Raw genomic sequence first — 13,036 nt, forward strand, 5'->3', positions numbered from 1 at the left:
CACCTATTTTCATCTGGGAAATGGTTGGGGTGTTAACGAATCAACGGCGTATAGAATTGTTAGGAAAGTAGAGAATATTCTCATCAAATCAGATCTGTTTAATCTACCGAAAAAAGCCCTATTAGAAAGTAATAGTGAAATAGAAGTAATAGTGGTGGATGTGTCAGAACAGGGGATAGAAAGACCCAAAAAAAAACAGAAATCATGCTATAGTGGGAAGCAGGGATACCACACATTAAAGTCGCAAGTCGTTGCCGATCAAAAAAGTGAGCAGGTAATCTGCGTCCGTTGTGAGAAAGGAAGAGTCCATGATTTTCGGCTGTGGAAAGAGAGCAGAATAGGGTTAAATAAGGAAATAGAAATATTAGGGGATAAAGGCTATCAAGGGATTCAGAAAATCTATCAAAACAGTCAGATTCCTCACAAAAAAAAGAAAAAAGAAAAACTAAGTAAAGAGCAAAAAAAAGCCAATCGTCAGTTATCACAACGGCGCATAGTTATAGAACATATTCATCGTCGTCTCAAAATATTTCAGATACTTTCATCAAGATACAGAAATCGCAGACGGCGATTTGGTCTGAGATTGAATTTGATTGCTGGTATCTACAATTACGAACTTCGTTACCGACAAAAAGATATATCTTGATTACTTTTGCAAGAGATCTATTACCAAGCGGACTACATAAGCCACTAATTTAGCGATCGATACCTAACTTACCACTTAACATTTCCCTGACTATTTGAGCGGTAGCGGGGGCTAATAAAACCCCGTTGCGGTAGTGTCCCGTGGCCAGAATAACGTTATCGTATCCGGGCAAATATTCGATGATGGGAGCGGATTTTTTCTCCGGTCGCGGTCGCTTACCGGACCAAGTACGCACGATCGCACCCGCAGCCAAAGAGGGACAAAAAGTGGTCGCCTTTTGATACACTTGCTCTAATAGGGCAGTATCGGGGATAATTTCGCCCTTTTCGTCCATAAATTCCACCGTTGCCCCAATCCAGTATTCTGCTCCAGCCAAAGGCAGAATATGCAGGTCATTTCCCGTTAAAATCGGCTTAAAATCGGAACTTTCTAAGGGTTGCGTCAATTTTATCTGTAAAGCTTGCCCTAAAACCGGTCGGATCTCCACTGGATGGGTAAGAGTTTCAGTTAAAGCAGTGGCACCGATTCCCGCACAAAGAATCAAAAAGTCGGTTTCCTGCATACCATTGGAACTATAAACCTGGGTGCATTGCCTCAAATTAGAGCCTTGAAGCTCTGTCTTCCCGAAATTTTCAACTTTTACCCCAAATTGACATTTAACCCCCCTTCTTGCCGCAGCATCGACGAGAGACTCCGTGAGCAGGGCCGGATTAATTTGACGATCACTGGGAGAATAGATAGCACCCTGGAGATGATCGCTGGCCACTTGGGGACATTTTTGGTTTAAAGTCTCTTTATCCCAGATTTCTAGACAATATCCCTGTTCTTGGCGGATTTGGGCTAACTTGCGCCAATTTTCTTCGTCTTCGGCACTCGATCGCAGTAGGACAATACCATCACGGTTACAGGGAATAGTCAGTCCGGTGAGGGATTCTAGCTCAGGAAGGAGGGTTTCGTAACGTTTTAAACTTTCTTGCCGCAGTTTCCAGGCTCTACCTTTAGTTTTATGGCTGATAATCCCCATTAAAATCCCTAGGGCTGCCCCGGTTGCTCCTTGTCCTGGTTTTTTTTCATCGATGAGGGTAATTTCTAATCCTTCGATGGCGCTTAATTCGTAGGCAATGGTGGCCCCCACTATCCCCGCACCGATGATGACAATTTTAGTCATAAACTCCAGAGGCTATTTTTCTAGTGGGAATAGGACTAAAAAAGGGTTGAACAGGTTTCAACCCCGATAATTAATTACAGAACCCGGAAAATGAAAGGATAACGGAAAACCTTATAGGCATCTTTCCAGACTTGCAGGATAGCAAGAATGGGGAGAACAATATTCACCACAGCAAGAATCGGTAAGAGCAAATAACCGATTAAAACCCAAACCAGAATCCCAGCAATTAGGTAGTATAACCACATATTCAGGTGAAAGTTTAAAGCTTCTTTGGCGTTTTCCTTCACCGTTCCATCATCAGAAATGAAATAAATAGCTAAGGGAATCCCCACCGATACCAGCGTAGCACTCAAAAGGATCGAAGCATGACAAGCCACGGATAGGAGTCTTTTTTTGGTTAAATCTTCACTCTTGACCATCGGGTTTATCCCCCTAAAATTGGCGGAGAAAGCGGATATCACTATTATAACAACGGCGAATATCGTCTATCTCATGTAATACCATAGCAAATCTTTCCACACCAAAACCAGCAGCAAAACCCGTATAGATTTGGGGGTCATAACCGACTGCTTTTAAGACATTGGGATCCACCATACCACAGCCCATCACCTCCAACCATTTGCCTTTCCACTGCACATCTACCTCGGCCGAGGGTTCAGTAAAAGGGAAGTAGGAAGCGCGGAATTTAACTGGTAAATCGGCCCCAAACATTTGCTTAAGAAATTCTTTAATTGTTCCTTTCAAATCCGTAAAGGTTAATCCCCGGTCCACCGCTAATAATTCCACTTGATGGAAAACCGCGGAATGGGTTGCATCCACGGTATCGCGACGATAAACGCGGCCCGGGGCCACAATCCGAATCGGGGGTTCGTGACTTTCCATGTAGCGAATCTGCACCGGGGAGGTATGGGTCCGCAATAAACTACCATCCCTCAAGAAAAAAGTATCCTGCATATCCCGGGCCGGATGGTCAGCAGGGATATTTAAAGCCTCAAAATTATAATAATCGCTTTCTACCTGCGGCCCGGTGGCGATGCTGTAACCCAGACCGACGAAAATATCGATCATGCGATCAACTGTGCTATTTAAGGGGTGAATTCGCCCTAAAGGACGGCTAAGAGCAGGCAGGGTGACATCGAGGGTTTCCGCCGCTAATTTCGCTTGAATTTGGGCGTTATTTAGACTTTCTCGCCGGGATTCCAGCAGGGATTGTACTAATTCTTTGACCTGGTTAGTGATCGCACCGAGGCGCGGTCTCTCTTCGGGTGTTAATTTGCCCATTTCGCGTAAAATCTGCGATAATTCTCCTTTTTTACCGAGATAATTCACCCTTAGCTGTTCTAAGTCTTCTAGGGTTGTTGTTTGTTCGATGGAATTTTCCGCTTTCCCTGCCAGGGTTTTTAGGGCAGTTTCGATCGGATGGGGGGATAAACTCATAATTAGGGCATTTTATGGGGCAGCATTCTAGTCTAGTTTATCTGCTCGGGTGGCGAGACAGGCAGAATCGATAAAAGCTAATAGCTATGTGCTAGGATGGAAATTGAGAATAAAAGTCGGCACTGCGGCTCGTTGTCAGTATTAATGGTCAAAGCGTTTCTGTTTAGTATTGGTTCAGCTAGTTCCCGAAATCTTGGTTCTCTACAAATCTGTTGTTTTTATCTGTGCAAGGATAGGTTTTATGTCAATTTATGTTGGTAATCTCCCCTTCGAGGTTGACCAAGACGACGTGGTTGAGGTTTTTAAGGAATATGGTGAAATCAAGCGCGTTCACTTTCCCATGGATCGGGAAACGAAAAGAAAACGCGGGTTCGCTTTCGTGGAAATGGAAACCCCAGAGCAAGAAGCGAAGGCTATTGCCGCTCTTGACGGCGCTCAATGGATGGGACGGGAATTAAAAGTCAATCAAGCTCGTGAAAGAGAACCCAAACCTTCCTTCGGTGGTGGCAATCGCAATCGAGATCGTCGCTACTAATCCCTGATCGTAACCATTCTAGGCTATGATTACCTAACTTCTTTTCATTGTCAATAGGGGAAGCGATCGCTCGTTTCCCCGCTTGTCTATCTAATATCCCAAGGAGATTCTTGTGGCTAAACGTCGTAATTTGAAAAAAGAAAAAGCTGAACGCAACCGCGCCTACGCTCGTCAATTCCGGGCTGCCTCTAATCGTACCACCACCAGAGGAGGTAGAGGCGGTTATTCCAGCGATCAAAGACAATCTTCGGAAAATGAAGGGGCAGCCGATACCTAATCTGCTGACTTAGTTAGGGTCTGCGGCAAAAAGTTTTTCGTGGGGACAGGGTGTAGGGTGTGGGGTGTGGGGTGTGGGGTTTTACCGATTCTCATCTGGTCAATTACCTAATTTTCAGAGAAAAAGTCCCAAAATTTTCCCCCTATCTCTCCCACAACTGGTACTTTTTGATTGACAAAAAGTCTAAAAGTCTTACCCAATAAGGTTTTTAGATTTATTCAGCAAGCCCGAGTTAAACTAGCAATAAAAGCCATAGCTTCGCTTTTATTGCTGACTATTCCATCTAAAGTTGCCCCCAACACTGCCGCAAGTAACGATTTAAACTGGGGACCCGGTTGATAACCCAAAGCTTTTAGGTCATTGCCGTCGATAGGAGCCTCTATCTGAGACCATTTAGTTAAATATTGCCAGATTAAAGCCCGCATCCTAGTCTCACTCCTCACCGCCACCAATAACAAACTAGGAACCTGATAACTCTTGAAAAAGCTGACAATTTGACTAACGGGTCGATCATAAGCAAAATTATTGCTAATCTCCTTTTCCATAACTTCTAGTTTTTGTAAACGCTCCACAGTATCTTTGGGCAATTGTAAATTATTAGCGATCGCTATTCTTTCCCCCACAGCCAGAGAAGCGATTAATAATTCCAACCGCATTAACCAAGCATTCACCGGCAATTCCAGACTTAAACAATCTAACCAACGACTGAGACAGCGCAATTGTCGCCATAAAGCCCGATTTAAACTTAAATCCCCGTGTAAACAGTGCAAAGCCCCCAAGTCGGCCAACTTTTCTAAGGCACTTTCCCAGTAATCCGCCTCTAAAATATAATTCAACTCCGCTTTTAAACGGGACTGTAAAGCGGGTGCATTCTGATTTTGTTGCCGTGAGCGCTCATAAACTCCACTTTCGATCGCATACCTAATATAGTTTTCTGTCAAGGGTTCAATAACAAATCCTAACCGAGTGGCAAAACGCACCGCTCGATAGATGCGCGTCGGATCCTCAATAAAACTATTAGCGTGGAGAACCCGGATTTCTTGAGCGCGTAAATCCAACATACCGCCAAAAAAGTCGAGTAATTCCCCCTCTTTCGGCGAAGTTAGGCGAATTGCCAGAGCATTAATTGTAAAATCCCTTCTATACAAATCCTGTCGAATCGAACTAGCCTCCACTTGGGGATTGCTGGCGGGATAGGGATAGAATTCCGTGCGTGCCGTGGCGATATCCACCCATAACGAGCCAAAACGCTCATCTTTGTGCCATAACAAAGCCGCCGTCTGAAATTCCCCGTGAATCGATAACCGGGCCCCCGGATAAATTTCGCGTAAACAATTAGCCAATTCTACCCCCGCACCCACACCGGCGGCGCGATGGCAGCCATCCACCACTAAATCGATATCCTGTAACAATAAAGTATCCCTTTCTGTGGCTAACAATAAATCGCGCACCGCACCCCCAACCAGATAGAGATGCCAACCGCGTTTTTGAGCGGCAGTGGCGGCAGCTTGCAGGAATGACCATAAAACCGGCTCTAAACGCTCTTTAATCGTCGGTAAAAGACAGGAAACCAAAGCAACCCCTTCAAAACGCACCCGCTCATTTTGATGAATCTGTCTTAATACATCTGTACGAGTGACGATACCGACTAACTGCCCATTTTCTAGTACAGGTAAACGCCCTAAATCATACGTTACCATCAGTGACTCGATTTCCTGAAGGGAAGTGTCGGGGGTAATAGTTTTCGGATTACAAGTCATGTATCCCTTCACGGGAGCGTGAGAAAAGCCGTGATGGAGAGCTAAATCGAGGTCACGACGAGAAATCACCCCAACTAAGCGATCCTGCTCATCTACCACCGATAACCCCGAATGGCCGTAACGTAAAAGGATGCGCTCGGCTTGAGATATGGAAGTATCGGGACGAATTGTCCGCACTGGAGAAGACATTAAATCCCTAGCAGTGGGAGAAGGAGGAATTTGGGCAATTAAGTCCCCCAGCAGTTGGTTTAACTGTTGAACTGGCTGAACATCGCGAAAACTCACCGAGGCGGCCTGAGCATGACCACCGCCGTTATAGGGGCAAAAAAGCTGATATAGATTCACTCCATCGATTCTAGAGCGACCGATCACGGTTAAACGCTGTCGGGAATTATCTTCCTCGTCTTTACTATAACTATGTCCAAAAAGTAGCGCATCACTATCGGATAATTCCAGTAGGCGCTCGGCTACACTAGACAAACCGGGGATAAAATCGGCAGTATGGAGAAGAACGTGGGCGATTTTACGGTCATAGATCCTTTTAATCTCTAGATTTTCCCAAGCAAGGCTAAATAACTCCTGTAAGCGCGGGGAAAAACTCGGTTGACAGTATTGGGCGATCGTTTTAATGTTAGCAGCACAGGTCATTAACCAAGCCAAAGCATAGGCATCCCTGGGGGTACTACCGGCAAAAGTCAGGGAACCCGTGTCAACGTGAATACCGAGTGCCATTACCGTCGCTGCCATCGAGTTTGGTTTAATCTGGGCTTTTTGTAAAGCTTCGACAATTAAAGTCGTGGTGGCTCCCACCGCTTCTAAATGGACGCTAGAGGCATGAATATCGCTTTCACTATCCAAATGATGATCATACAATTCGATCGCCTGTAAATGCCCTAAATCGAGCCACTGGGAGGCTTTTCCCAGACGCTCCCGCCACTGATTATCAACGACAATTAAAGAGCGAATGCTGGCTGGATTAACACTACGCATTTCAATTAAAGCGAATTCATCCCGATGCAGGGCTAAAAATTCCCTCACCGTTGGGTGCGCTCCCCCAGTTAACACAATGCGACTACCCGCTTTCAGCAACGATAAACCCACCGCTGCCCCCAAAGCGTCAAAATCCGCCGTTTGATGACATAAAATTAAATCCATAGTTTTTTTCAGTTTTTGGGGGTTGGGGGCTTTTCAGTAAAAAGTAATCAGTAATCAGCTTTTTTCTCCCCACTCCCCCACATTTCCATTAAGTAACAAAATTTGGTAGGGTACTATATCAGGGAGAATTATCTAATATCAAGTGTTTTAGGAGAACCCAATCATGTCTATTGTCTTTCAATTTTTTCTCATTGCCCTAGTTTTATTTTCCTTGCTGATGGTGATTGGTGTCCCCGTTGCCTATGCTTCCCCCCAAAACTGGGATCAATCGAAACCCCTTCTTTATGTGGGTTCGGCAATTTGGGCGATTTTAGTCGTTGCCGTCGCTATTTTAAACTTTTTAGTGATTTAGTCTTGTTCAGGAGACGGGAGACTCCGAGACAGGAGACTATTTTTATTGATTCTCCCCTCTCCCCCTCTCCCCACTCCCTTCTCCCCCTCTTCCCACTCCCCAACCCCTATCCCCTTCCACCTATGACTGTTTTTGAGGGAAATTTTGCCGAGGATATATCCTCTTGGCGCTTTGCGATCGTGATTGGTCGTTTTAATGATCTCGTCACTGATAAACTGTTATCAGGCTGTCAAGACTGTCTCAAGCGTCACGGGGTTGATGTTAATCCCGATGGCACACAAGTGGATTATATCTGGGTACCCGGTAGCTTTGAAGTGCCAATGGTAGCCCGTCAAGTCGCCCTTTCCCACCGTTACGATGCCGTTATTTGTCTAGGGGCAATTATTCGCGGCCAAACGCCCCATTTTGACTACGTTGCTGCCGAGGCCGCTAAGGGCATCGCTGCGGCCTCTTTTCAGACCGGTGTTCCCGTTGTCTTCGGTATTCTCACCACTGATACTCTACAACAGGCCCTCGAACGAGCCGGGATTAAAAGTAATTTGGGCTGGAATTATGCCCTATCTGCCCTAGAAATGGCTAGTCTCATGCGTCAATTGCGTCCCCGGGATGAAGATAAACCCCTAGAATTATTGCAAAATAATCCCCAACAGGCGCTGATAGAAGGCTAAGAAAATTCCCCCAGCATTTAGGATTTTAGTTGTCCCCACTCCCGGAGTTCCACTGATGAGCGAAGCTGAACAGAACAAATATATTAACCAACTCAGACGGCAATTAGTCAACGCTGTCGAGAGAATCAAGACTCTGGAATTAGATTTAGAACCAGAGGGGCGGATTACGGCAGCTTTTGAGGCTATGGAACGCCATATCGCTGAAAAATTCGCCGCCATTGACAAGCGTTTTGATCGCTTGGAATATCAGTTCAACCGACTACAGGCTAAGATCGAAGTGGTTCTCGAAGCTATTACCGGTTTGGGGGATTTGCCAGAAGATGAATCATTGTCAAAAAATGCTCCAAACTACTTGACAAATGCTCTGAGATTTGGCATACTTAAAGAAGTGTAAAAAAACTGCTTGCGGGCATAGCTCAGTGGTAGAGCGTCACCTTGCCAAGGTGAATGTCGCGCGTTCGAATCGCGTTGCCCGCTTAGAAAAATCTTAAAATAGACCTTAAGATTGGGATGAATAACTCAGGGATATCCTTTAATATGAGAACTATCCGTGGGCAATAGGGTTGGGGATTTTCGACAAGCGTTGAATCCCTTAGCTATTGCTCACGAGCGACTAAAAACAACCATTTATAAACAAAAATTTAGCTTGTGCGACCGCATAAATATACCAAAATCGACCTACACCAAGACTATCCCTGTCCCTGTCGTCGGAAAGGGACATTATGCCCGATTTTATTAACCGATGCCTTTGGATGCGATCGCTGTCAACAGATATTTGTGGTACAGGAAAACGGCCAAATTATCGAACAATTAGCCCCCCACTATCCCTATAAACGCACTTGGCGCTGGACGGGATTTCGTTGGGTGAGTACCAATCAGCGGCTTGGGCAAGAGGTATTACCCCTAATGATGGGGATAATTCTGTTATTATCGATCGTGTGGCTACCCTTAATTTTAAAATCACCGCCCCTTCGACTTGGCTCAGGGCAAGCGGGGGTAAGCGTGATTTTTGGGGCAATTCTAGTTATGCTATTAGTTATTTTGCCCGCATTCATCTTTTGGTTAGCCTATCGACGCTAGAAAAGAATCTATGATCGAAAGTTCCTCCATCCCCCCCCTGACGATCTTTAAGCAAGCATACAATGCTTTTCTGGCTCTAGGTCAATTTAATGGCAATGAAAGAAATCGCGGAGTAATTGCGATCGCTAATGCCATTAAAACTGGCTTTGATCGTATTTTAGAAGCCAATACCCTCGATTTAGAAGTCAGTCGAGAGATGGCTGTCTCAGAACAGATGATTCGCTGGCTACGGTTAACTCCCGAACGTTTAGAGACGACGGTGGAGGTATTGCAACAACTAGCGGAAGCATCGGATCCGCTGCAACAGGTAATTAACGCAGCCTATCAACTCAATCCTTCCCAAACCTATTGCCAAAGGATGCCTTTAGGAGTGATTGCCTTCGTCTATGAAGGTTTTCCGGAATTAGCGATGGTAGCGGCGGGATTTTCCCTAAAAAGTGGCAATAGTTTGATTATTCGCGGTTCCAATGCCTCTAGTCATTCCGATGGGGTGATTACGGAAATTATCCAAGAAGCATTGGAAGATGTGGGTTTACCCGTGGATTGTGTCAGTGGTTTACCCTGTGATTCTAGTCCCTCCCTAGAGGAGTTGCTGACCCAAGAAAATTATGTTAATTTGATTATTCCCTACGGTCGCCCTAGTTTAATCGGTCGGGTGAGTCAATTGGCAACGGTTCCCGTTTTGCGTGCGGCCATGGGAAACTGTTATTTGTATTGGTCTCCTAGTGGCGATTTGGAGTTAGCTCGTCAGGTAATTATCGATAGTCATGGCAGCATACCGGATCCGGTTAACGCGATCGAAAAAGTTTTAATTAGTCCCCATCACAATTCTTCAACTTTAAGTCGTTTGTTTAAAAGTTTGCAGGAAAAAGGCTTTAAATTGCGGGGAGATACCCGATTAGCGGCGGATTTTCCAGAACATTTAACTATTGCTACCGATAATGATTGGCAAAGACCCTATTTAGAAAAAACGGTGGCCTTTAGGTTAGTGGATACCCTCACTGATGCGATCGCTTGGATTAATAAGTATAGTAGCGGTCATGCGGATTGTATTGTCACCGAATCCTATCGAGAAAGTCGTCAATTCGCCATGGAGTCCGATAGTGCTTTAGTTTATATCAATTCTTCACCCCGATTTGATCGTAATCCCAAACAGGGAGAATCGGTATTTTTGGGCATTTCCAACCAAAAAGGCCAGCGCCGGGGGTTAATCAACCTAGAAACCTTTACCACCCTTAAACAGGTAGTGCAGGGCTAGTTTTTTTCAGTGAACAGTGAACAGTAAACAGTAAACAGTAACCAATCACTAATCAATGATAACTGATAACTGATAACTGAGGGATCGGACTTGCCTCGACCGTGCTTTTTTAACAGCAACCGCCCCCATTATAGTGCCAAGTGGACTCGGTGATGAGGATATCTTGGGGAGAGAAACGAGCTAAGTTGCTCGCAGTTTTATCACAGACGGCCACCGGTAATCCTTTGGCTAAAATATGCCCAGCACCATCATCGAAAATTGCCTCCCTACCAGTATAAATAGCAGTTCTGCCCGTAAAAATACAGGCCCCATCTTCGGGAATAGCTAATTTAAAAGCAACGGAATCCAAACTTTCTAAGAGGAGCGGCTCGGCTAAATTATAACTCTGACAGTCCAGTAAACGATAGGGACGACGGGCCCGAATTTCTATCTGACCAAAACCAGCAGCAATCAACTGTTTAATATAATCATCGTAGGTCAAGGCCCCCGATAAACACATAGCGCGTAAACGCTGATCTTCTTGCAAATGTTCGGGAATTGGACGAGTGGCGATCGGATCGCTCATCAGTAAACGTCCTCCCGGTTTTAAGACGCGAAAAGCTTCGTGTAAAGCTAACTGTAAATCGGCTGGTTTAAAGATATTAAAAAGACAATTCTGCGCCACCACATCGACGGAGGCATCCTCCACCGGCAATTCAAAGGCAGAACCATCTCTAATTTCCACAAAATCGAGACTAAACCAGGGATTTTCCGGCAGTGCTTCGCCGAGATTTCTTTGGGCTGCCCAACGCATTTCTGGCACTGGATCCACCGCAATCACTCCCCCCGGACGACGGGAAAAATAGGCGAATTGCAGTGCTTCTAAACCACCACCCACACCCACATACAAAACCCTGGGAGAATTGCCCAATTCATTAACCTGCACCGTCGTGCCACAACCATAGTTCATCTCCTGCATAATGGCGGGGATTTTTAACCCCGGCAGTTGCAAGGGACTGCCCTGGACACAACATAGCCCCACTTCGGGAGTTTGGGCTACTTCGCTGTAAAATTTGGCAGTGGCTTCCAGATAAGTCATTTTCATCCTTTAAACTCCTTTTCTCTGATCAATTCAAGGATCGACTTCCCATCCTCGCCCAACACTATCTTAGCATTTGTACTGACCTATAATCTCTAACTGATCACCTTGAGATAGGCAAGTTCATCGGCGCTCAAATCCCAGAAACAAGTTACACTGTCTTTAAAGTTCGCCTCAAAACAGCGATATTCACAAGGGCAAAAGTAGCGGCTATCCTGTTCAGTGGGTGGGTGGAATTAAATATAAGATGAACGTAGGTTGAGTTGAAGCATGAAACCGTTCGGCTGAGCTCACGGCCGAAGCCCAACGCCCGCATAGTTTACGCTACCGCTAACCCATCCTACAAATAATTGTGCCTCCCTACTTAATACTAAATCCTGTTTAAAAGGTATAGGAGAGCAGGGGGCTTTTTTCAATGCTCAGTCAACAGTAAAAAGTAATCAGTGAACTGATAACTCAAATCTGACACCTGCTAACTGATAACTGATAACTGATAACTGATAACTGAGAAAACGGTAGCAATTTCTACCAAAAGTCAGAATAAAATTCGTTATTGTCATAAGGTCATGACGGAATGTAATTAAAACCAGAAAGAATGCGGATCGAGCAATTGCAAGCCTTTTTAGCCGTAGCCGATACAGGCAATTTCGGTCAAGCTGCCCGCCAGTGTGGGGTCACCCAATCGACTATCAGCCGCCAGATTCAATCCCTAGAAACCGATTTGGGCTTACCTCTTTTTCATCGTACCGCCCAAGCAAAATTAACCATTGCCGGCGAGAAATTACTGCCCCGGGCGAAACGGATTTGTCAAGAATGGACGAATATTCACAGGGAAATCACTGACCTACAGGCAGGAAAACAGCCAGAATTGTGCGTGGCGGCGATTCATTCCGTCTGCGCCCACTATTTACCGCCGATTTTGCCGAAATTCTGTGCTGAATACCCAGAAGTTCAGTTAAGAGTTACAGCCCTAGGCAGCGATCGCGCCCTAAAAGTGCTGCGGGATGGTTTAGTAGATCTGGCGTTGGTAATGAATAATCGTTTTCTCACCTCTAGCCCGGAGATGGTGGTAGAAATATTATACGAAGAAGCGATCGAAATTCTCATGGCCGCTAATCATCCCCTCGCCCAATACAAAGAAGTGCCATGGTCAGAATTAATCCCCTATCCGCAAGTGGTTTTCAAAGATGGCTACGGAATGCAAAGATTAGTACAAGAATGGTTTTCCCGTCAGGATGCCCACCTGAAAACCGTCATGGAATTAAACACCCTCGATGCTTTTCGCGGTGTGGTGCGTCAGGGTAATATTATCGCTCTTCTGCCCCAATCTGCCCTGATGGAGGCTCGTAGCGATGCCACCCTCGCCATTCGTCCCCTTCGACTTGGCTCAGGGCAAGCTCTTGCTTCCCCTAGTAGCGAAAATCCCCATCTTAATAATGGTAAATTTAGTCATCGTCTCACCCGTCAGGTAGTCCTTGTCACCACTAGCGATCGCCTACAGATACCACCGATCGCTCATTTTTGTCAATTAGTGCGGCAAATGAAGCAAAGTATGATTAAAAACCTAGAAAATCACCACGTCCAGCCTTAGCAATCCCAATCAATCCCATTTACTTTTTATT

General features: G+C 45.4%; 13 protein-coding genes, 1 tRNA gene and 1 pseudogene. 10 read left to right on the top strand and 5 right to left on the bottom strand.

All coding sequences use genetic code 11. The features are described 5' to 3' along the window. Window positions 1-646 (top strand): IS5 family transposase (locus tag IM485_RS12310; protein WP_287743389.1); only part of this gene is annotated, 646 nt, incomplete at its 5' end. Window positions 647-695: 49 nt separating this feature from the next. On the opposite strand, the gene IM485_RS12315 is transcribed toward IM485_RS12310, so the two are convergent. From IM485_RS12315 to pheS, 3 genes are all read right to left on the bottom strand, one after another. After that, a complete protein-coding gene (locus IM485_RS12315; protein WP_287743391.1) occupies window positions 696-1,814 on the bottom strand; it encodes an NAD(P)/FAD-dependent oxidoreductase in 1,119 nt (372 codons plus the stop codon). A gap of 74 nt (window positions 1,815-1,888) precedes the next feature. Next, entirely contained in the window at window positions 1,889-2,233 is a 345-nt protein-coding gene (locus tag IM485_RS12320; protein ID WP_104397935.1) for a DUF4870 domain-containing protein, read from the bottom strand. 13 nt (window positions 2,234-2,246) lie between these two features. Further along, on the bottom strand, window positions 2,247-3,251 hold the full coding sequence (gene pheS, locus IM485_RS12325; protein WP_287743392.1) for a phenylalanine--tRNA ligase subunit alpha: 1,005 nt from the start codon (window positions 3,249-3,251) through the stop codon (window positions 2,247-2,249). A gap of 241 nt (window positions 3,252-3,492) precedes the next feature. Between pheS and rbp the strand changes: the two genes are divergently transcribed. Together rbp and IM485_RS12335 are read left to right on the top strand one after the other, a co-directional pair. Then, the gene (rbp, locus tag IM485_RS12330) at window positions 3,493-3,786 is read left to right on the top strand and encodes an RNA-binding regulator (protein ID WP_104397937.1); all 294 of its coding nucleotides are present in this window, start codon (window positions 3,493-3,495) and stop codon (window positions 3,784-3,786) included. A 112-nt stretch (window positions 3,787-3,898) separates the two neighbouring features. Beyond that, complete coding sequence (locus IM485_RS12335) at window positions 3,899-4,063, top strand: Asl3888 family RNA-binding protein (RefSeq protein WP_002733784.1); 165 nt, start codon at window positions 3,899-3,901, stop codon at window positions 4,061-4,063. Window positions 4,064-4,281: 218 nt separating this feature from the next. On the opposite strand, the gene IM485_RS12340 is transcribed toward IM485_RS12335, so the two are convergent. Further along, on the bottom strand, window positions 4,282-6,978 hold the full coding sequence (locus IM485_RS12340; RefSeq protein ID WP_287743394.1) for a CBS domain-containing protein: 2,697 nt from the start codon (window positions 6,976-6,978) through the stop codon (window positions 4,282-4,284). 163 nt (window positions 6,979-7,141) lie between these two features. Between IM485_RS12340 and psbZ the strand changes: the two genes are divergently transcribed. The 6 genes and pseudogenes from psbZ to IM485_RS12370 all read left to right on the top strand — a co-directional run bounded on the left by psbZ (window position 7,142) and on the right by IM485_RS12370 (window position 10,336). Continuing rightward, complete coding sequence (psbZ, locus tag IM485_RS12345; RefSeq protein ID WP_002732865.1) at window positions 7,142-7,330, top strand: photosystem II reaction center protein PsbZ; 189 nt, start codon at window positions 7,142-7,144, stop codon at window positions 7,328-7,330. 122 nt (window positions 7,331-7,452) lie between these two features. Beyond that, on the top strand, window positions 7,453-7,998 hold the full coding sequence (gene ribH / locus IM485_RS12350; RefSeq protein WP_104397993.1) for a 6,7-dimethyl-8-ribityllumazine synthase: 546 nt from the start codon (window positions 7,453-7,455) through the stop codon (window positions 7,996-7,998). Window positions 7,999-8,053: 55 nt separating this feature from the next. Beyond that, a pseudogene (locus IM485_RS12355) lies at window positions 8,054-8,329 on the top strand (hypothetical protein); the annotation flags it as partial. Between the two features lie 74 nt (window positions 8,330-8,403). Next, window positions 8,404-8,475: transfer RNA gene (locus IM485_RS12360), tRNA-Gly, on the top strand. A gap of 171 nt (window positions 8,476-8,646) precedes the next feature. Beyond that, on the top strand, window positions 8,647-9,078 hold the full coding sequence (locus tag IM485_RS12365; protein WP_104397940.1) for a hypothetical protein: 432 nt from the start codon (window positions 8,647-8,649) through the stop codon (window positions 9,076-9,078). A gap of 10 nt (window positions 9,079-9,088) precedes the next feature. Then, window positions 9,089-10,336 carry a glutamate-5-semialdehyde dehydrogenase gene (locus IM485_RS12370; protein ID WP_104397941.1) on the top strand — a complete coding sequence of 416 codons (1,248 nt, stop codon included), beginning with the start codon at window positions 9,089-9,091 and terminating at the stop codon, window positions 10,334-10,336. Window positions 10,337-10,445: 109 nt separating this feature from the next. Here IM485_RS12370 and arsM read toward each other — a convergent pair whose 3' ends face one another. Next, window positions 10,446-11,420 (bottom strand): arsenosugar biosynthesis arsenite methyltransferase ArsM, encoded by a 975-nt coding sequence (arsM, locus tag IM485_RS12375; RefSeq protein WP_194017472.1) that lies wholly within the window; start codon window positions 11,418-11,420, stop codon window positions 10,446-10,448. Between the two features lie 589 nt (window positions 11,421-12,009). On the opposite strand from arsM, the gene IM485_RS12380 reads away from it, so the two are divergent. Continuing rightward, a complete protein-coding gene (locus IM485_RS12380; RefSeq protein WP_104397942.1) occupies window positions 12,010-13,005 on the top strand; it encodes a LysR family transcriptional regulator in 996 nt (331 codons plus the stop codon). Window positions 13,006-13,036: the final 31 nt, after the last annotated feature.

This window comes from Microcystis sp. M169S2, from assembly GCF_020245865.1.
Taxonomy (GTDB): Bacteria; Cyanobacteriota; Cyanobacteriia; order Cyanobacteriales; family Microcystaceae; genus Microcystis; species Microcystis ichthyoblabe_A.